This is a genomic window from Bacillus sp. KH172YL63 (genome assembly GCF_011398925.1).
Classification (GTDB): domain Bacteria; phylum Bacillota; class Bacilli; order Bacillales; family Bacillaceae_B; genus Rossellomorea.
Genome location: NZ_AP022842.1, coordinates 877,981 through 897,134, shown reverse-complemented (window position 1 = coordinate 897,134; position 19,154 = coordinate 877,981). Strand labels below are relative to the sequence as shown.

General features: G+C 48.0%; 16 protein-coding genes. All 16 read right to left on the bottom strand.

The genetic code is table 11. The annotated features are described in order from the left end of the window. Nucleotides 1-45 precede the first annotated feature (45 nt). Nucleotides 46-738, bottom strand: a complete 693-nt coding sequence (locus KH172YL63_RS04405; RefSeq protein ID WP_232066121.1) for a DUF3600 domain-containing protein — start codon at nt 736-738, stop codon at nt 46-48. Then, nucleotides 735-1,304, bottom strand: a complete 570-nt coding sequence (locus KH172YL63_RS04400; protein WP_173104978.1) for a sigma-70 family RNA polymerase sigma factor — start codon at nt 1,302-1,304, stop codon at nt 735-737. Before KH172YL63_RS04400 ends, KH172YL63_RS04405 begins: the two co-directional genes overlap by 4 nt. A 161-nt stretch (nt 1,305-1,465) precedes the next feature. Beyond that, nucleotides 1,466-1,813 (bottom strand): VOC family protein, encoded by a 348-nt coding sequence (locus KH172YL63_RS04395; protein WP_173104977.1) that lies wholly within the window; start codon nt 1,811-1,813, stop codon nt 1,466-1,468. Nucleotides 1,814-2,041: 228 nt separating this feature from the next. Then, complete coding sequence (locus KH172YL63_RS04390; protein WP_173104976.1) at nt 2,042-2,347, bottom strand: hypothetical protein; 306 nt, start codon at nt 2,345-2,347, stop codon at nt 2,042-2,044. Further along, nucleotides 2,344-2,652 (bottom strand): TIGR04104 family putative zinc finger protein, encoded by a 309-nt coding sequence (locus KH172YL63_RS04385; protein WP_173104975.1) that lies wholly within the window; start codon nt 2,650-2,652, stop codon nt 2,344-2,346. Before KH172YL63_RS04385 ends, KH172YL63_RS04390 begins: the two co-directional genes overlap by 4 nt. A 56-nt stretch (nt 2,653-2,708) precedes the next feature. Then, the gene (locus tag KH172YL63_RS04380) at nt 2,709-3,638 is read right to left on the bottom strand and encodes a PDR/VanB family oxidoreductase (protein ID WP_173104974.1); all 930 of its coding nucleotides are present in this window, start codon (nt 3,636-3,638) and stop codon (nt 2,709-2,711) included. Nucleotides 3,639-3,669: 31 nt separating this feature from the next. After that, a complete protein-coding gene (locus KH172YL63_RS04375; protein ID WP_173104973.1) occupies nt 3,670-4,149 on the bottom strand; it encodes a dimethylamine monooxygenase subunit DmmA family protein in 480 nt (159 codons plus the stop codon). Next, nucleotides 4,146-5,084, bottom strand: coding sequence for a heme-dependent oxidative N-demethylase family protein (locus KH172YL63_RS04370; RefSeq protein WP_173104972.1), 939 nt, complete (start codon nt 5,082-5,084; stop codon nt 4,146-4,148). The genes KH172YL63_RS04375 and KH172YL63_RS04370 overlap by 4 nt, the downstream gene beginning before the upstream one ends. A 60-nt stretch (nt 5,085-5,144) precedes the next feature. Beyond that, nucleotides 5,145-7,028 (bottom strand): terpene cyclase/mutase family protein, encoded by a 1,884-nt coding sequence (locus tag KH172YL63_RS04365; protein WP_173104971.1) that lies wholly within the window; start codon nt 7,026-7,028, stop codon nt 5,145-5,147. A 111-nt stretch (nt 7,029-7,139) separates the two neighbouring features. Continuing rightward, complete coding sequence (locus KH172YL63_RS04360; RefSeq protein WP_173104970.1) at nt 7,140-7,847, bottom strand: DUF2161 domain-containing phosphodiesterase; 708 nt, start codon at nt 7,845-7,847, stop codon at nt 7,140-7,142. Nucleotides 7,848-8,014: 167 nt separating this feature from the next. Then, the gene (gene nagE, locus KH172YL63_RS04355; RefSeq protein ID WP_173104969.1) at nt 8,015-9,460 is read right to left on the bottom strand and encodes an N-acetylglucosamine-specific PTS transporter subunit IIBC; all 1,446 of its coding nucleotides are present in this window, start codon (nt 9,458-9,460) and stop codon (nt 8,015-8,017) included. Between the two features lie 295 nt (nt 9,461-9,755). Further along, the gene (locus KH172YL63_RS04350) at nt 9,756-11,243 is read right to left on the bottom strand and encodes a glutamate synthase subunit beta (RefSeq protein WP_173104968.1); all 1,488 of its coding nucleotides are present in this window, start codon (nt 11,241-11,243) and stop codon (nt 9,756-9,758) included. Nucleotides 11,244-11,261: 18 nt separating this feature from the next. Continuing rightward, nucleotides 11,262-15,860: a glutamate synthase large subunit gene (gltB, locus tag KH172YL63_RS04345; RefSeq protein WP_173104967.1), complete on the bottom strand. Its 4,599-nt coding sequence runs from the start codon at nt 15,858-15,860 to the stop codon at nt 11,262-11,264. 828 nt (nt 15,861-16,688) lie between these two features. Next, nucleotides 16,689-17,144: an SRPBCC family protein gene (locus tag KH172YL63_RS04340; RefSeq protein ID WP_173104966.1), complete on the bottom strand. Its 456-nt coding sequence runs from the start codon at nt 17,142-17,144 to the stop codon at nt 16,689-16,691. After that, nucleotides 17,128-17,487: a MerR family DNA-binding transcriptional regulator gene (locus tag KH172YL63_RS04335; protein WP_173104965.1), complete on the bottom strand. Its 360-nt coding sequence runs from the start codon at nt 17,485-17,487 to the stop codon at nt 17,128-17,130. Before KH172YL63_RS04335 ends, KH172YL63_RS04340 begins: the two co-directional genes overlap by 17 nt. An 803-nt stretch (nt 17,488-18,290) precedes the next feature. Further along, nucleotides 18,291-19,154 (bottom strand): MurR/RpiR family transcriptional regulator, encoded by an 864-nt coding sequence (locus tag KH172YL63_RS04330; protein WP_173104964.1) that lies wholly within the window; start codon nt 19,152-19,154, stop codon nt 18,291-18,293.

The window sequence follows — 19,154 nt, the reverse complement described above, 5'->3', positions numbered from 1 at the left end:
CTGGAAGACTCAGATGTATGTTGTCTGAGTCTTTTTTTGTTGGTTTCACTCAGCGGAGTCGATTTGTTTGTCATTAACATATTCTAGATAATTTCTTACTTCTAGGAAGATCTCTTGAGATCCCTCTGGTAACTCCTCCACGTTCACTCCGTTCGAAGTATCGATTTCATTTTGCGAAAGAATGGTTTCATACAGCATAAGAGCATCAATGTATGTGCTGTATTCCTCTGCCGTCAGTACTTCTTTGCTTGATGGCTGGCTGTTCAACTGATCAAAATACGGTTGGATCGCAACAAGCACGTTCCGCATTTCCTTTACACGTTCTGCAGGGATTTTTGTGTAGTCGATGTTCCCGTAGGAATCGGCATACGTTAATTTTGCCTCGGTGACTTCCTTCAGCAATCCTTTAAATTCCTCATACTCTTCTTCCTCCAACTCCCCTTGTGCCTGTGCAAATTTGGCGTCGAGGAGGAAATAGCCCTTCATTGTCGCAGTGGAAATATGTTTTTTCAGATTTTCATAGGACCCGTAGAGGCTGTCGGCCCCGTAGGACTGGTATGCAATCGTTGTTGTCGGGACAAAGAACATGAGCAGTACCGCACCTGTTGCCAATCTCCGTTTCCATCTTTTCTGCCTGCTGTTGATGTGGTCCATGACTTCACTTTTCAATCCCGGTGGGGGCGTGACCCTACTTCCCCTTTCCTGCAGACAATTCTTCAACTTTTCATCAATCGTCACGATAATTCATCCACCCTTCTCAACAGGATTTGCTGTTCTCCGGATACTGTCCTTAACCTTTTCAATCCAGCGTGGATTCTGGACTTTACCGTTCCGAGGGGGATATTGAGAACGGCCGCGATTTCTTCTTGAGTATAGTCATTCAAGTAGCGAAGAATGATGACTTGCTTCAACTTATATGGGAGTGCGTTGACCGCCCTGTACAAGTCATCGTTTTCCTCTACCATCATGTCTGCTCTAGTTTCCTTCCATCTCTCATTTTCTGCCGCTTTCCTCGAAAGACGTCCGTGCATCCAGTCCTTTCTCCTATATGATTTGACCTGGTTGACAGCCACACCGATGAGCCATGGCTTAAACGGCCGGTCAGGATTGTACTTCTTTAAGCTGCGATAAACATGGATGTAAATATCCTGGACAAGGTCATCGATTACGCCTTTATGATCCAGGAGAAAATAAACGTTTTTATAAACATCGCCGACCGTCGCGTCATACAGCTCTTCGAATGCCTCTTGATTGCCGGATTTCACTTTTGCAATGATTGTCTTCAACTCTTCTTCCTTTACCAATCTTCATCCCCCTTTTTGTGTGGATATTATATATTGGTAAGTTTTTGCTGATTCGTTCGTATTTTGGTGAAAATCAATTTTCACATACGAAAAAAACACGCCCTTTAGAGCGTGTTTTTTAGCATCCACTCATCCCGATTGAATTGCATCAAGACAAAGACCTACTTCTCCCACAGCTCAATCAATCTGCCTTCAGGGTCTTTGATCCAGGTGAACTGTCCAAATTCACTCACCTCTTTTTCCTTCTCAAGAGGCACCCCCACTTTCCCGAGATGCTCTATCACCTCGTCCAGATCATACACCTGGAAGTTCAGCATCACCTGCTGTCCTGTCGGGAAGTAATCGTCGTCCTCTTTAAAAAGAGAAAAAATCGTTTCTGTTTCCGGCTGAGGTTGAATAATGGTCCCATTCCAAGCTTCCATATCCATCTTCAACACGTCACTGTACCATTGCTTTAATACTTCGATATTCTTCGTTCTCCAAAAGATGCCGCCGATGCCTTTAATCATTCTTTTACCTCCTTTTCATTCTGCTTTTTTCTCCTATACTGGAAGGGCTTGTCTGACCAATGGACGAAGAGACCTGCCAGGTACAGTAGAAAAAAGATGCTGAAAATTTCTATCCAACGAACTTGTCTGTATACGATTACTTGATAAATGATTGCTGTAACAAAATATATAAAAGGGTACTTGAAACTTTTCTTTAACAATGGATCACTTCCGGTTTAGATTTCTTTGTTACAATGACGATTTTTTCTTTTTAATCACCAAACTGACAACTATGATGAATTCCCCTGCCACAAACATACACACACCCAGAACCATTCCTCCAAAGAACAGGAATTCATTTAGGGGCCACGCGAAGTAAAACCACCCCCAGAGTGCTCCCAGTACCAATAACCCATTGATCAATCCGCCAATCACTGCAGGGGAGAAAAATAAACCTGTCCTTTTCATCATGATGGAACAGTACACAGCATTTATGACAGCAGCCAACACAAACACCATGAGGTACATAGTGAAAATAATATTGGTGCTGCTCATTTATCTGCCACACTTTCTTCAGCTTTCTTAAATGTCACCATGAAAGGTGTCAGAAGCGTTCCGGCGAATATCAGTGACAATCCGATGCCGAGTGTTGCAAACATAGAATGGAAGGGGGAAAGGAACAGCATGAATAACAACGCCGGGCATATGGTCAGTATGCTATTTATGAACCGTCCCCTTATTGTGATTGTATGCTCCTGTCCACAGTGACTGCAGGACAGGGGGGTGAATAAATGCCCCAGCATATAACGGTAGATGCTTTTCCATGTAAATGAGGAAGCACAGTTGCTGCATTGTTGCAAAATGAACGACCACCTTTAAAGTTTCATTGTTTCTTAGACGCCAATTCCATCATCTCTCACAGCTCAATGACGATTCTTTCCCTCTTCGCACGGGAGACACAGGTGAGAATCGATCGCCCTTCTTCCCGTTCTTGTTCACTCAAAAATGAATCCCCGTGGAGGATTTCCCCCTCCAATACGTTCACCTCACACGTACCGCACCTGCCTGCCCTGCATGAATACGGGGCATCCACCCCCGCTGCAAGCAGTGCATCCAGCAGTGTTTCCCCTTCAGAGACAGCGATGGACCCGCTGCTCACTTCTGCGATGAAAGCGTGGCTGTGCAAGGTTTCCGGTGGGGTGAATCGCTCGAAATGAATCGCGGAGGCCGGGTAGCCAATTGACAATGCTGTGTTCGTGAATGCTTCGATAAACGAAGACGGCCCGCAGAAATAGACATGGGTCCCGATCCGATGCTCCCACAGGCTCGAGCCGGTCAATCTTTTCTCCTCTGAAAAATAAAAACGTGTTTCTTTAGGATAGGTTTCCATCAGGTACGAATAAAATGGGCAATCCTGACAGGATTTCGTCACATAGTGGAGCTCGAAGGAAGGTCCGTCCCTCTTAAGTTCTGCCATCATGGACAGAAAGGGGGTGATGCCGATTCCCGCTGCATAGAAGGCATGGTGCTTGGCTTTGAAGCTTAATGGGAAATGATTTCTCGGATGGCTGATTTGCAGTACGTCCCCCTTCTTCACCTGCTCATGCCAGTACTTGGAGCCGCCCTGGGATGTTTTGCTTAATGAAATGGCGATTTCATAAGACTCCCTCTCACTTGGGGAATTCGTTAAGGAATAGGATCTGGCAATGAGTTGATTCCCGGATTCTATAAAAGTCGTAATATGGGAACCGCCGCTGAAACGGGGAAGCGGTCCGGTACCGTATGCAGGAACGAGGGAGAACCGCTTCACTCCCTTTGTTTCCTCTATGATTCTATCGATCTGCACAGATATTCTCTCCTGTGGATTCAACGGTCCATCACTCCTTAGCCCCTCCGCTCGTTATATATCCAAGATAAGACTCCCTTCGCGGGGAATAATGATCAGATACCGTCAGCAAAACCTGGCACGACCTGCACGTCACTTTTCCACCAGAAAGGTGTTCATACACGGTCGTGACATGATGACAGCGGCAGCAGAACACCCGGATCTCCTTCACACCGTGACCGATATATTGGGCTTCCTCTTCCGAAAACCCGCATGCCCCCGCTGTCTTCATCATCAACGTCAGCGCATCCCAGTTCATTGCTATGTATAAATAACACCCCATTTTTTGACTTTGAAGCCATGAGGTGAGATCCGTTTCTTCCCTGTCCCCTGTAAACACAGCTTCAAAGGGCGTATCCTCCTTCAATGCCTTTTGCATCAGGGGCATGAGGATCGACATGCCCGCTTGATCGCCAACGAATAAATATTTCCGCTTATTCGGCACATATGTTGGTGATGTTGAAGCTTTCAACTGATCACCTGCTTTTTTCTCAAATAATGTATGACTTTATCTTTGAAAAGGGTGATGCCTTTGTACGTTGCAATTTCATCTGGAAGCTCCTCAAGGATATGAAGGAATTGATTTCTCCGCACTTGATTGGCCGACAACGCTTCAAGCGAAAGAAGGTGGGTATGAATCGTGAAGAGGATGGCATTGCTGCCTGGCAGCCGGAAGAGCTTCTGCACTTCCACCCTCATATGAACGAACTTCCCGACATTTTCATCGGTGACTTCGGTGCGCCCTTTTCCCCATTCATCGAAGGTTTCCAGGGACGAATCAAGCCTGTCACCCGCCATCAGCGACCAATTGCGACGGACCCACGGGTCTCCCGCCTCCATTCTCATCAGAAACGTCGAAATCCGTTGATCCAACCCTTCCTCTTTAAACCCGGGGATCGGATGATGGATTTCCCTGAAACTCATCCCCGTATTGAAGGCAAGGGACCAATTCGCAGGAAAACACAGCTGCCCCCCGTCCAGGTACAGATCCCCATCCCGCTGCATCATGAGGATCACATCCTCTTGTACATGGCGACCGATAAAGTCGAGCGGTTCTAAAGGTAAAGTCGCTTCATCCCCGAACGTAAAGGAATGCTTTTCACGTAATAAGCGGTTATGGAATGTCCATTCCGTCCCGGTTTTCAGAAGGGAAAAGTGGTCGGGGTATTGTGAAACCAACTGTTCTGCGATCAGCTCGAGGATTTCCCATTGAGCCTTCAATGTATGGGGCTGAGACTGATAGCACCTTTCAGGATGACGCTTGAGTAATGTCCGTTTCAGTTCGATCTCCTCCCTGTACCTCGAGGTCACCTCCACGCAGCAGCCGTCCTTCAAAGGAATCGAATTATTCGAGTACCGGTACACATCCCCCTTGAAAGGATAAGGAAACGATCCAACTCCTCCCATCCAACCACCACCTTTTTTTGAAAATTCTTACTTTCATTCTACCCGATGGAGGGACGGACCTCAAGAGGTCCGTCCCTCCACGTATTTCTTCTGGTAGAGGCTCAGAGTCAGCAATGGCCAGAGGGACTGATAGCTGTGGTAGTGAACGTAAAATTGTCCGGGAAGGCCGATGCCGGTCGGATATGTGCATGAAAGGGCGTCCCCTGCTCCGTCCAGCATACCAAGAAGTGCGGTGATGCCAAGGTCGATGGCCGGGGTCGGTTTATCTTCCAGGTGAATGAGGGCTTCGAGTGCCCAGGCCGTTTGGGACACGGTGCTGAATGGGAGGGGGATATACGTCTTTTTCTGGTCGCTGTAGCATGATTCCCCCCAGCCGCCGTCCCTTTGCTGAATGTCCTCGAGCCATGATTTAGCTCTTTGGAGAGACCTGTCGGTGGATGGCACGCCTGCAGCCCTCATCCCCGTGATGGCTGACCATGTTCCATAAATGTAGCAGACTCCCCATCTCCCGTACCACGAGCCGTCTTCATTTTGCATCCGGTTCAGCCAGCGGACCGCCTTTTCCACACCGGGATGCTCCTGTGTCAATCCGGCACTTCCCCCAAGAAACTCCAGTGTCCTCCCTGTCAGATCAGGGGTGGAAGGATCGATCGCCGCTGCTTCCGCACCGTCCAGCGGAAAGGAAGTAAGAATGTCTTTCGTTTTATTCTTTTCAAAGGCAGGCCATCCGCCGTCACGGTTCTGCATGGCAAGGACCCACTCTGTCCCCCGCTCCCATGCTTCCCGTACGAATGGTTTTTTAGCTGCCGAATAGGTGACCGCCCTGAGTGCGGCAGTCGTATCGTCCACATCCGGATGAAAGCTGTTGCTGATGGAGAATCCCCATCCCCCAGGCGTGACGCCACTTTCAACCGCCCAGTCCCCGTACTTGAATTGCTGTTTCTTCATTATAAAGTCAACCGATTCCCGTACCGTTCCTCCGCCCACATCGACACCGGCCTCCTGAAGGGAATGGCTGATCAGGGCTGTATCCCACACCGTTGAAGGGGAATTCTGGATGTGAGTGCCTTTCTTCGTTTCACAGGCCATCTTTTTGACGCCATCCACCGCCTTCACGATGATTGGGTCACTTTTCTCATACCCTAAAGAGAGCAGGGCATAAATCATGTAAAAAGTCGTAGTGAAATAACTGAGATACGTCCCGTCTGATTCAATCCGCTGAAGCATATAGTGCAGGGCAAACTGCTGTGCCTGCTGATGGAGATGAGCTGGAATGTCCGGCAGGCTTTGGAGCCCCTCATTGATTTTCTTCAATAAGGCGATCTCCCTGCTGCTGTACCCAATCTCCTCCGGCGCCCTGGATAAATGCTGTATGTCCGGTGTACGGGGGCTTTTGAAGGAATAGCCCCGGTCTTTCAGCAACATCAACGGTGCGATATGTCCCCGGCCATAACTGCTGAAATCCCAGAAACTCAGTGGAGATGATTTCGGGAGCAGCAACAATTCAATCGGCACCGGCAATAAATGCTTCCACTCATATTGACCATGGATGGCAAGCATGAATTTCGTCATGGAATGGGCTTTGTGGAATCCGCCCTTTTTCTCGATGAACTGCTTGGCTTTTATCAGCCTCTTATCACCTTCCTCCACCAGTCCGCTGTACGTGAGGGCAAAACAGGCTTCAACCGTAGAGGAAAGATTCCCTTCCTCCTCATCTTCAAAGAGCTTCCATGTCCCTTCCCGGGTCTGAAGCTTCCATAGGCGACCGACAAGCCTCCCGACAAGTTCCTCATCCCCCGTTTCAAGTGAACAGAGGAGAATGATCATATATGCATCGGTCAACACACTATTCTCAAAGCAAAAATGCCAGCTTCCCTCTTTATCCTGTCTCTCTTGAAGATCACTCACCAGCTTCCGGATACGTTCCTCTATTTTCTTCTTCATTCATCGAGCCTCCCATCACCTTCCCTGCTGTCATATATATGTGAAGAAAGGATCGGCTAGTAGTGGAAGTAAAGAAGAGCCTGCCTTCAAACCGAAGGCAGGCTCTTTCTATTATTCTTCTAATTTCTTCAGATAATGGCTGACAAGTTCCGGGTACTTCTCGAGTTCCTTCTTACCGAGGTCGTTCACCTCATATACGCCCCTTTTCACCCGCTCGAACCAGCGATAGTAGTTTTTCTGAAGGATCGAAGGGGTTTTTTTACCTGTACCGATCTTGACCAGGTTCTTTGGGGACATCGGTCCGTGCTGATCCAGGTAACAGGCGATCTGGATGCAATTTTCCTTATAGGCCGTCATAATCTTCGTCTTATTGCTTCCGCCCACATTGTAATCTGCACTCCGCCCTTCGATCTCTTTGATGAGGGACGCCCGCTTCCGCTTACTGTTGTTCATGGTTTTCTTTCGGTCAAAGGGTTGGGGGTGGATGACAAAATCAAGCTTTGGTGTTTTCGTAGTAAAGGAAACGGTGATCAAGCCGAGCTCGAGCCTCCTGACTAAATGACAAACGTCTGTCCAGCGTTTCGCCCCCTTACGCTTCGGTTTCGGGATGGCGATATACACAAGATCCGTCAGACGCTGACGCTTTGCCGCCTGAATCAGGAGTTCCACATTCAACGAAAGCTTCAGCTCCACAATGATCAGCTCATCTTCCTTCACGGCCGTTACATCACAGTCATTTACTTCGCCGTTCACCTGATAACCCTGTTTATGAAAATGTTTCTGGATCGGTTGGTAAAGATCCGATTCTTTTAGCTTCATAGTGATAAAACCTTTCCGGAATAATTTCTATTAAGTAAAGTATAGACCATCGCAGGGATTTTTGCAGTTTAAGAGAAAGAAACCCCGGATCCTGCAAGAGGGTCCGGGGTGGGAGGGGCTGATATGTTCAACTGACATTGCGCATCATCTTCTTCAAAGTATGAATACTAGTGTCGGAGTCTCTCAATCTCATCGGCCACGAACTGGACAGACGTCCCTACGATCACCTGGATGCTGTTGTCTCCTACAATATGAATCCCCGGAACGCCCGTCGCCTTGATCCGTTCCTGATCCACAGCGTCCATATCCTTCACTTCCACCCTCAATCGTGTAATGCAGTTATCAATACTCGTGACATTTTCATCCCCGCCGAGCCCTCCGTAAATGTCAGCTGCCATGGCAGCCATTTTTTCATCGGAAGAAAGGGCGGCAACCTCTTCTGATGCTAGTTCGCCCTCCTCTTCACGTCCAGGCGTCATCAGATTGAATTTAGCGATCATGAAACGGAATAAGAAATAATAAAGCAGGGCAAATACGACACCTTGAAGAAGGAGCATATACGGCATGTTGGCTAACGGAAGCCTTGAACTCAGGAAGAAATCGACGAAGCCTGCGCTGAAACCGAAGCCTGCTGTCCAGTGGAAAAAGGATGCGATGGCCAGTGACAGCCCTGTCAACACGGCATGGGCAACATAAAGGGCCGGTGCCACAAACATGAACGCAAACTCAAGCGGCTCTGTCACCCCTGTAAAGAACGAGGCAAAACCTGCTGCCAGCATGAGTGAAGCCACTTGTTTCTTCTTATGAGGCTTGGCTGCATGGTAAATCGCGAGCCCCGCTGCCGGGAGACCGAACATCATCACCGGGAAGAAGCCAGCCTGATACATCCCCGTTACACCTTTTTCGCCATTCCCGGACCAGAAGTTCCCGATGTCATTGATACCGGCGACGTCGAACCAGAATACAGAATTCAGGGCATGATGCAATCCTGTCGGAATCAGCAGTCGATTAAAGAATCCATAAAGACCGGCACCCGTAAAGCTCAGAGAACTGATCTGCTCACCGAATGACACAAGCGCAGTATAAATGACCGGCCACACGAACAGCATTACGCCGGAAACGGCCATCATCGCCACGGCAGACATGATCGGGACGAGGCGCTTGCCACTGAAGAACGCCAGGGCATCGGGCAGCTTCACAGCACTGAAGCGATTATACATGGCAGCTGCCACAAGCCCTGAGAGGATCCCGACAAACTGATTCCCGATTTTGTCAAAGGCCGGATTCACCGTCGCTGCATCCACTCCTTGCAGCAGTGCGACCGAATCAGTCGACAGCAGCGTCTTGATTACCAGGAACGCAACAAGACCACTCAGCGCTGCGGAACCGTCCTTTGCTTTTGCCATCCCGAGTGCGACACCGACTGCGAACAGGATCGCCATATTATCAATGATCGACGCCCCTGCCTTGATCAGGAATGCGGCAAGCGGACTGTCAGCCCCCCAGCCACTCGGATCGATCCAATACCCGACCCCCATCAGGATCGCCGCTGCCGGCAAGACGGCAACCGGAAGCATCAATGATCGACCAATACGCTGTAAATAATTCATCATTTTGTTTTTCCCCCTATCAGTCTATGTTCCTATCTCACTACTTTGTCTAAAAATGCGGACAACACCCCTCCCAACTAAAATATTCCGGGTGGGAAGGGTTTAGAAGCGTACGGTTAAGTACATTTTCCCCAGCGGGGCTGATGAAGAGGGACGGACCTCCATATACGCCATTCTTCGAGGCAGAAACCTTGATTTGACGGCATCCCTGTACGATGCAGGGGAGGTCCGTCCCTCTTCTTCCATACAAAAACTCCGCCATTTGTACAGACCTGGCGGAGGTTGGTTGGTTTTTTGGTTAAGGTAGTTCGGTTGTGCCCATGAGGTAGCGGTCGCATTCGCGGGCTGCTTCACGTCCTTCGTTGATGGCCCAGACGATGAGGCTCTGGCCGCGGCGCATGTCTCCTGCAGCGAAGACACCTTCTACGCTCGTCTTGTAGTCACCGTACTCGGCTTTGACGGTGGAATTGCTGTTTGTTTCGACTTCCAGCCCTTTGATCAGGTCTTGTTCCGGACCGCTGAACCCGATTGCAAGCAGCACCAGGTCCGCCGGCCACACCTGTTCTGTGCCAGGGATTTCTTCACGGATCTTGTTTCCTTCTTCATCATATCGAAGCTTCACATTCACCGTGTGTACTTCCTTGATGTAGCCATATTCATCCCCGACAAATTTCTTTGTCTGCACAGCGTATGCACGGGGATCTTCACCGAGGACTTCGGCTGCTTCTTTCTGACCGTACTCCACCCGGTGGATGACCGGGTATTGTGGCCAGGGATTGCCCACTTCATCACGGATGCTTCCCTTTTTATCATAAATATCGAACTGGGTCAGACTTTTGCAATTATGTCTGATGGATGTGGCCAGACAGTCTGTACCTGTATCACCACCGCCGATGACGATGACATTTTTCCCTTCTGCAGAGATGTAGTTTCCATCCTGCAAATTGGAATCCAATAAGCTTTTCGTATTGGCATGAAGGAATTCCATTGCATAATGGACGCCCTTCAAATCCCTTCCATCTACTTGGATGTCACGGTGGACGGCTGCTCCCCCGCAAAGGATGACAGCATCGAAGTTCTCACGGAGATTTTCCACCGTGTAGTCCTTGCCGACTTCCGTATTCGTGACAAATTCAATTCCCTCTTCTTCCAAAATATCGACGCGGCGCTTGACGACAGAGTATGGAAGCTTCATTTCCGGTATTCCGTACGTCAACAGTCCGCCTACCCGGTCATTTTTTTCAAATACGGTCACCAGATGACCGGCTTTGTTCAATTGAGCGGCAGATGCCAATCCGGCAGGACCGGATCCAACGACAGCGACCCGTTTGCCGGTGCGGTGTTCAGGAGGCTCCGGGACGACCCAGCCTTCTGCAAACCCCTTTTCAATGATCGAACGCTCCACGGTCCTGATTGCCACCGGGGGTTCATTGATACCGAGCACACATGCTCCCTCGCATGGTGCCGGACAGGCAAAACCTGTGAACTCCGGGAAGTTATTCATCTGATGCTCCCGCTTGAGCGCTTCCTTCCATTGTCCTTGATAGACGAGGTCGTTCCATTCCGGTATTAAGTGATAAACGGGACAACCGGTCGTCACGCCGTTGATTTCCATTCCCGACTGACAAGTGGGAACGCCGCAGTCCATGCAGCGTGCCCCCTGTTTTTTGACTTCCGCTTCTGAAAGAGGAGATGTGTAATCCTTCCAATCTTTCGTCCGTTCTGCCGGTGGCCTTTCAGCCATCGTTTGTCTACTGTATTCCATGAATCCAGTTGCTTTTCCCATCGTATCCCCCTCCCCTTTTTATTTCGCTGTTTCTAATATTTTTTTCTCTTCTTTCGTACCTTCTTCGAATGCTGCCATTTCTGCATCGAATTTTTCCAATCCGCTATTTTCAAGCTCACTGATCCGTTCTCTCATCTTGAGGTACGATTTCGGAATCACACGGACAAATCTGGACACGTATGAATCCCAGTTCGCTAAGATTTTTTTACCATTCGTACTGTTTGTGTAATGAACGTATTGCTCGATCATACCGTAAACTTCCTTCATTTCTTCCGGATCGAACAACGGCTGGACGAGGACAAGTTCATGGTTGCATCTTGAACGGAAGTTTTCATCTTCATCAAGGACATAGGCCACCCCGCCAGACATACCTGCGGCAAAATTCCGGCCTGTCAGTCCAAGGACTACGACTTTTCCTCCGGTCATATATTCACAGCCGTGATCCCCGACGCTTTCCACCACTACCTGTGCACCGCTGTTACGGACACAGAAACGTTCCCCGGCTACACCGTAAATGTACGCTTCCCCACCGGAAGCACCGTAGAAGGATACGTTTCCGATGATGGTATTCCTTTCAGGAATGAATGTGGCCGTCGGATCCGGATGGACGATGATCTTTCCGCCTGACAATCCTTTTCCGACGAAATCATTCGAATCCCCGACAAGGCGAAGGGTGAGTCCTTTCGGGATGTAAGCACCAAAGCTCTGGCCGGCAGATCCCTTAAATGTCAACCGGATCGTATCTTCCGGCAGTCCTTCTGCGCCGTAGCGCTTAGTGATTTCGCTGCCGAGCATCGTGCCCGTCACCCGGTGAATGTTCCGGATTGCCGTCGTCCACTCAACCGGTTCACCGGTTTCGATCGCCTGACGGCAGCGCGGGATGAGCTCTTGATAATCAAGCGTCTTCTCCAGCTCATGATTTTGTTTCCGGGTTGCGTAACGGCTTACTTTCTCCGGTACATCCGGCTGATAGAGGAGGGCCGATAAGTCGATCCCCTTCCCTTTCCAATGATCGATCGCTTCGTTCGCCTCAAGGATATCGGTCCTTCCGATCATTTCATTGATTGTGCGGAAACCGAGTTGAGCCATCAGCTCCCTTGTTTCCTGGGCGACAAAGCGCATGAAGTTCGCAACGTGTTCAGGATCACCTGTGTATTTCTTACGGAGCTCTGGATCTTGCGTCGCAATCCCAACCGGGCATGTATTCATATGGCAGACGCGCATCATGACACATCCAAGTACAACGAGCGGTGCCGTCGAGAATCCATATTCTTCGGCTCCGAGAAGCGAAGCTACGACAACATCCCGTCCGGTCATCATCTTGCCGTCTGTCTCCACGACGATCCGGTCACGTAGGCGGTTCAGCAACAGCGTCTGATGGGCTTCGGCAAGGCCGATTTCCCATGGAAGACCCGTATGCTTCAGGCTGGTCCGCGGTGCAGCACCTGTCCCGCCATCATAACCGCTGATCAGTACCACATCGGCGCGGCCTTTTGCCACACCGGCAGCGATCGTGCCGACTCCGACAGCTGAAACGAGTTTTACACTGATGCGTGCCTGTGGATTGGCGTTTTTCAAATTATAGATTAGCTCAGCAAGGTCTTCGATCGAGTAGATATCATGATGTGGAGGAGGTGAAATCAATTCCACACCAGGCGTCGAGCCACGGACTTCTGCCACCCATGGATACACCTTTTTACCAGGGAGATGTCCCCCTTCACCAGGCTTCGCCCCTTGTGCCACTTTGATTTGTATTTCATCGGCGTTCACCAGGTAATGGCTTGTAACACCGAAACGGCCTGATGCGACCTGCTTGATGGAACTGCGTCGTGAATCTCCGTTCTCATCAGGTGTGAATCGGCTCGGGTGCTCCCCGCCTTCCCCGGAGTTACTGCGTCCGCCGATTTTATTCATGGCAATCGCCAACGCCTCGTGGGCTTCCTGACTGATGGATCCGAACGACATGGCGCCTGTCTTGAATCTGCGGCAGATCTCTTCCACAGACTCTACCTCTTCAATTGGTATCGGCTTCGTTTCTTTAAAAGAAAGCAGACCGCGTAAAGATTGGAGATTCTGCTTTTCATCTGTCAGCATGCTGGAATACTTCTTGAATAATTCATAATTATTCGTCCGGCATGCATGCTGAAGGGTATGGATCGTGCTTGGATTGTACGCATGATCTTCACCGTTTTTGCGATATTGGAATTCGTCACCCGATTCCAGCGTCTGCTGATGGTCTTTACGCTCATTGAACGCTTTACGGTGACGCATGAGCACTTCTTTCTCGATGATGTCCATCCCGATGCCGCCGAGCCTTGATGCGGTACGGGTGAAATATTTATCAATGACGTCTTTATGGATTCCGACTGCTTCGAAAATTTGCGCACCACGGTAACTCTGGATCGTGGAAATCCCCATTTTCGAGAGAACCTTGATGACCCCGTCTGTCCCGGATTTCACAAATGCATTCACCGCTTCTTCATAGGTGACACCTTGGAGCTCACCTTTTTCAATGAGATCACGCAGTGTTTCAAATGCGAGATATGGACTGATGGCTTCAGCACCGTAGCCGAGCAGGGAGGCGAAATGGTGGACCTCCCTCGGTTCACCTGATTCCAGCAGGATGCTGACCGTCGTACGTGTCCCCTTGCGGATCAAATGATGATGCAGACCGGATACGGCAAGAAGGGCAGGAATTGCAGCTCTCTCCTTCGTCACGCCCCTGTCAGATAAAATCAAGAGCGTCGCGCCGTCGCTGACGGCTTCGTCTGCTTTTTCAAAAAGGGCATTGAGTGTATCATCCAGCTGATTCTCTTCATCCGTGACATCAAATAAAATCGACAGCGTCTCCGCTTTAAAGCCTTTTTCGTTTTGATGGCGCAGCTTTTCAAGCTCTTCACCGGTGATAATCGGTGTATCGAGATGAATATGCCTGCAGCTTTCCGGACCTGGATGAACCAGGTTCCCCTCTGCCCCGATCGTGGTTCCGACCGACGTGATGATCTGCTCACGGATTGCATCGATCGGCGGGTTGGTCACTTGGGCAAACAATTGTTTGAAGTAGTTATAAAGAAGCTGCGGCTTCTTGGACAGAACGGCTAGAGGTGAATCATATCCCATGGAACCGACAGGATCTTTCCCGTCCGTCACCATCGGTTTGATGATTTTGTTCAGCTCTTCCGTTGTGTAGCCGAATGCCTGTTGCTGCTGGAGCACTTCTTCGGCATCATAGTGTACCGGTTCGTGAAGTGACTCAGGCAGGTCTTCAAGCTTAAATTTATTATTATCAAGCCAGTGTCTGTACGGCTGCTCTGAAGCGACCCGAAGCTTGATTTCTTCATCCGGGATGATTCGTCCCTTTTCCAAATCTACGAGCAGCATCTTTCCTGGCTGCAGGCGGTCTTTGTACACAATATCATCGGCGAAAATATCCAGGGCCCCCACTTCAGAACCGAGGACAATCATGCCGCCCTTCGTGACGTAATAACGGGCAGGACGCAGTCCATTCCGGTCGAGGCAGGCACCGATCTGGTTTCCGTCCGTAAAGACAAGGGCTGCCGGTCCGTCCCAAGGCTCCATCAAGCAGCTGTGGTATTCATAGAAATCCCTTTTCTTCGGATGGATCGTGTCATCATTCTCCCAAGGTTCGGGAACCATCATCATCGCTGTATGAGCAAGGGATCTTCCTGATAAATGCAGGAATTCAAAACAGTTATCGAACATGGATGAATCACTTCCGGTTTCATCGATGACAGGAAGGATCTTTTCCAGATCTTCTTCTTTGAACGCACTTGAATGGCACAGTTTTTCCCTTGCACGCATCCAGTTTACATTCCCCCGCAGCGTATTGAATTCTCCATTGTGGATCGTATATCGGTTTGGATGGGACCGCTGCCAGCTTGGGAAAGTGTTTGTACTAAAGCGGGAATGCACAAGCGCCAATGCGGAACGAAACTCTGGGTGATTGAGGTCGATATAAAAAGAATCGAGCTGTTCCGGGATGAGCATCCCTTTGTACACGATGGTCGTAGACGAAAGGCTGCAAAGATAAACATCCTCCTGCCCTTCGACAGTCCCAACTTCCTTTTCAATCCGCTTCCGGATCACATAAAGTTTACGTTCGAAATCCATCCGGTTTTCCATATCTTCAGATGCCCCGATGAAAACCTGGCGAATGAAAGGCTTAGATTTTGAAGCGACTTTCCCGACAAAGGAATCATTCAGCGGTACAGGTCTCCAGCCAAGCGTCTTCTGACCTTCTTCTGCGATGATGCGTTCGAAGATTTCCTTACTCTTCAAGCGCTTCTCATAATTCTCGGGTAAAAATACCATCCCGATTCCGTATTCACCTTTACGTGGAAGGATAATGTCTTCTTTCTCACATTGTTTTTTGAAGAAATGATGAGGGATTTGTGTAAGGATACCGGCACCGTCACCGGTACTTGTATCAGCGGATTGTCCTCCGCGGTGCTCTAAGTTACATAGAATATTAATGGCGTTCTGGACGATATTATGGCTCTTCGTCCCGTCGATATTGGCGATCATGCCAATACCGCATGCTTCATGTTCTTGTGCAGGATCATACATCCCCTGCGCGACAGGAAGATTCGTTTTCATCCATTGTCCTCCTCTACTGACGTGTATATTTTTTGAATAATTAACCGATTAATTAAATTTTCTTAATTTTCGTTAGTATACCATGAAATTTAGAAAAAACGAAAAATTTTGTTAACTGCAGAACCGCATATTTTCAAAATATATATGGAACACACGAGTGGGGTCCCCCTATGTAAATACTTCGTTTCACTCAATATTCAGAATGTTTAAAAGCTTGATAAAATAATAAAGAAATCGCTTACAATATTTTGGCAACCGAAACAAAATCCAGCCCATCCCACATGAATTTTCATGCAAAATGATAACTAAAAAAAATTTTTTTACATACAAAAATTTGCATGTTTTCATGCCTTTCGTTCGAGGGACGGACCTCCGTTTTTATGTAGTAAACATGCCTGCTGAGACCCACCGATGGAATAATATTAGGTTAAAGAACCTTAAACTGTTCTTCTATTCCCTGATTTTTGCCTAATCAAACCATAGTGAAGAGGGACGGACCTTCCGAAACTTTTCGGAGGTCCGTCCCTCTTTTTGAATATTGTTAGGTATATATTCCCAGACATAATTACTTATGTAGGCCAATACTATTTATATCAGGAAGCCCTTGGAGAATCTTTCCTTTCTTTATTACCTCACCTGGCCCTGGGAAGCCTGTATGAGTGATCTTCAAGGGCTTTCTTTGATATCCATACTCTGCACCTTTCCCCACCATGTACACATGCACCGAAAATTCCTTTTCTATACAATATTCAGGAATTTTGAATTTATTCCCATTCTTTTCTCGTGGAAGCGTACTTTAATGAGCCCTGAAGGCAAGGTCCGTCCCTCCTACGCTTCTTTCAAGGCTTCCTGCTCTACACGGTCCATGAATTCAGTGACGACTTTGTGGTTGTTTTTTTCGCCGCCGAGCTTGAGGAGTACTTTTCCGAGGAAGTTCAGTCCCTTGTTTTCTCCTTTGTAAATGAATCTCGTTTGATGTTCATCGATCTTATGGAGAGTGAACTCGGCTTTTATGTCAAAGGCCTTGGCCAGTGTGAAACCGATCTTGTTATGCTTTTTCTCCGGCGTATTTTCATACTCAAGATCTTCCACGATATACGTTTCAATCCTCTTGCCTTCTTTGTATTTCTGTTGATAAGTCGAGCCGACCACGCCCTCTTTTTGCTCCAGCACCTTATTCTCCACAACATTCGGCATAATGCGTTGAATGTTCTCAAGTTCAAACAAATGCCAAACTTTCTCGATGTTGACTGGAATGATGCGTTCTTCATGCCATGTGATCATCTTTTCCCTCTCCTATTCCCATCTCAAAGAAATCATCCATTTCTTCGATCACGGTTTGTATTCGCTGTATTTCAGCTTGCAGATCCCGCCGCTTCGCCCGGATCAATTCCTCTAAATTTTCAAAGGATTCATCATTCACCACTTCCAGCATTTCCTGGATGGTGAAGTTGAACCGCCTCAAATAAACCAGCAACCTGCCGACAAGATAGGATCCATTATCATAATAGCGGTAGTGATTGGCAGGATCGATATAGACCGGCTCCAGCAGCTTGATGTCTGCATAATAACGGAGCGTTTCCTTGCTGAGTCCGGTCATTTTTGAAAACTCACTTACCTTGTACACCTGATCACCTCACAATTGCATTTTAAACTATGTGGTGCACTGCAGGGTCAATTTCTTTTTAATAAGTTTGGACAAAAAGGGGTGTGTTACATCCCTCTCTTAGTAAGAATGTTTTATATCTAAAACGAGGGAAGATTTAACAAGGGCATCTAGGTCAGAGTTAGCTACCTGGTCTTTTAATTCTTCGATATTTAAAGTAAGATTAAGTTGGGTCATTTTTAATTCTTCCATATACAGATTTTCTTGGTCGAAAACATTGTATCATGGGAATTAAAAGGCCCTTTTTATTTACACAAATATATAGATTTAATCGCAGCCGGCGTTGTAAGTATGGATGCGCGTGCGGTAAGGGTTAGGTGAATAGAAAGAGCGTCCCTTTTTGGGAACGCTCTTTGTTTGGTTATGGCAGTGGTAGGTTTTAGGCTTAAGTTTCTGGTTTTGAAAATATATTGCTGTTTTTGAAAATAAGTTGGCCGGTTTTGAAAATAATACGCTATTTTTGAAAATAAGTAAGATCAATTTGAAAATAAACAACCCACATGAGCCCATTTTGGAACCCTCGCGCCTGCTTTTATACCATTTTTCATGAGTTATGATCGGGCCCAATAGATATATTATCGACTTTGGACAATATATTATCGGGTTCGGCCGAAATATTATTGACTTTCCCATTATATTATCGACTTCTTCCGATTTATTATCGACTTCCACCAATATATCACCAACTTACAAATATAATTGTAAAAACCTATCCACTTCTTCCTCAGAGAAGCTCCCTGAGCATGCGAATAATACTCAATCCCTTATTCCTTCTCTTTCAATCGTTGAACGACTTCGTGTGTATGAATGATTTGCTCGTAGACACCATGTCCTTTTTTCATGCATAAAGCGACGAACAGCGCATCGATTACGACGAGTTGAGCAATCCTTGCCGTCATCGTCCCGATCCGGATATTGTGTTCTTCTTCTGAAATCGTCAACACGATGTCGGCAAGCTTCCGTGCAGGTGATTTGCCATGCTGTGTTAACAGAACGATGGTCGCCCCCTTTTCCCCGGCGACATTCATCAGCTTCAATATTTCCTTCGTCTGACCAGAAGTAGAGACGACGAACAGGACGTCACGCTCGGTCATATTGGCCGCCATCATCATTTGCACATGGCTGTCACTCGCTTGAAACGCCAGATAATTAAGCCGCAGCAACTTCTGGGTAAAATCCTCGGCGACGATTGCTGAACCGCCCACCCCGTACAGATAAACCCTCTCCGCTTGATGAAACGCCTCGACGGCACGATCAAGTTCAGAGATGGAAAAAAGCTTTTCCGTATTTTTAATTGCCTGATGGGTGTTGACGAGCACTTTGTTAAAGACGGTTTCAAGATCGTCTTCAAAATGAAGAAGCGTATTGATGTCATGCCCCGGCATTTCTTCGCCGTTCGTGCTTTTCGCAAGCTCGATCTTCAAGCCGCTGAAACTGTTGATACCGATCCGTTTGCAGAACCGGATGATGGCTGCCTCACTGCTGCCGCATGCCTGTGACAGCTGCTTGGTCGTCATCTCCATCACTTTCTCCGGATACTCCAACACGTACTGAGCAACCGCCATTTCAGACGGAGTATAGTTGACCATTTGACCCTTGATGTGTTTTAGAACCTGAAACTCCTTCAT

Coding starts and splice junctions, on each gene's coding strand:
- KH172YL63_RS04340 (WP_173104966.1), bottom strand. CDS start 17,144: ATGATCACATGGCATGAAGAACGCATCATTCCAGTCAACATCGAGAAA.
- KH172YL63_RS04365 (WP_173104971.1), bottom strand. CDS start 7,028: ATGAAGAAGAAAATAGAGGAACGTATCCGGAAGCTGGTGAGTGATCTT.
- KH172YL63_RS04360 (WP_173104970.1), bottom strand. CDS start 7,847: ATGAAGCTAAAAGAATCGGATCTTTACCAACCGATCCAGAAACATTTT.
- KH172YL63_RS04395 (WP_173104977.1), bottom strand. CDS start 1,813: ATGATTAAAGGCATCGGCGGCATCTTTTGGAGAACGAAGAATATCGAA.
- KH172YL63_RS04330 (WP_173104964.1), bottom strand. CDS start 19,154: ATGAAGGAGTTTCAGGTTCTAAAACACATCAAGGGTCAAATGGTCAAC.
- gltB (WP_173104967.1), bottom strand. CDS start 15,860: ATGAAAACGAATCTTCCTGTCGCGCAGGGGATGTATGATCCTGCACAA.
- nagE (WP_173104969.1), bottom strand. CDS start 9,460: ATGATGAATTATTTACAGCGTATTGGTCGATCATTGATGCTTCCGGTT.
- KH172YL63_RS04350 (WP_173104968.1), bottom strand. CDS start 11,243: ATGGGAAAAGCAACTGGATTCATGGAATACAGTAGACAAACGATGGCT.
- KH172YL63_RS04390 (WP_173104976.1), bottom strand. CDS start 2,347: ATGAGCAGCACCAATATTATTTTCACTATGTACCTCATGGTGTTTGTG.
- KH172YL63_RS04370 (WP_173104972.1), bottom strand. CDS start 5,084: ATGGGAGGAGTTGGATCGTTTCCTTATCCTTTCAAGGGGGATGTGTAC.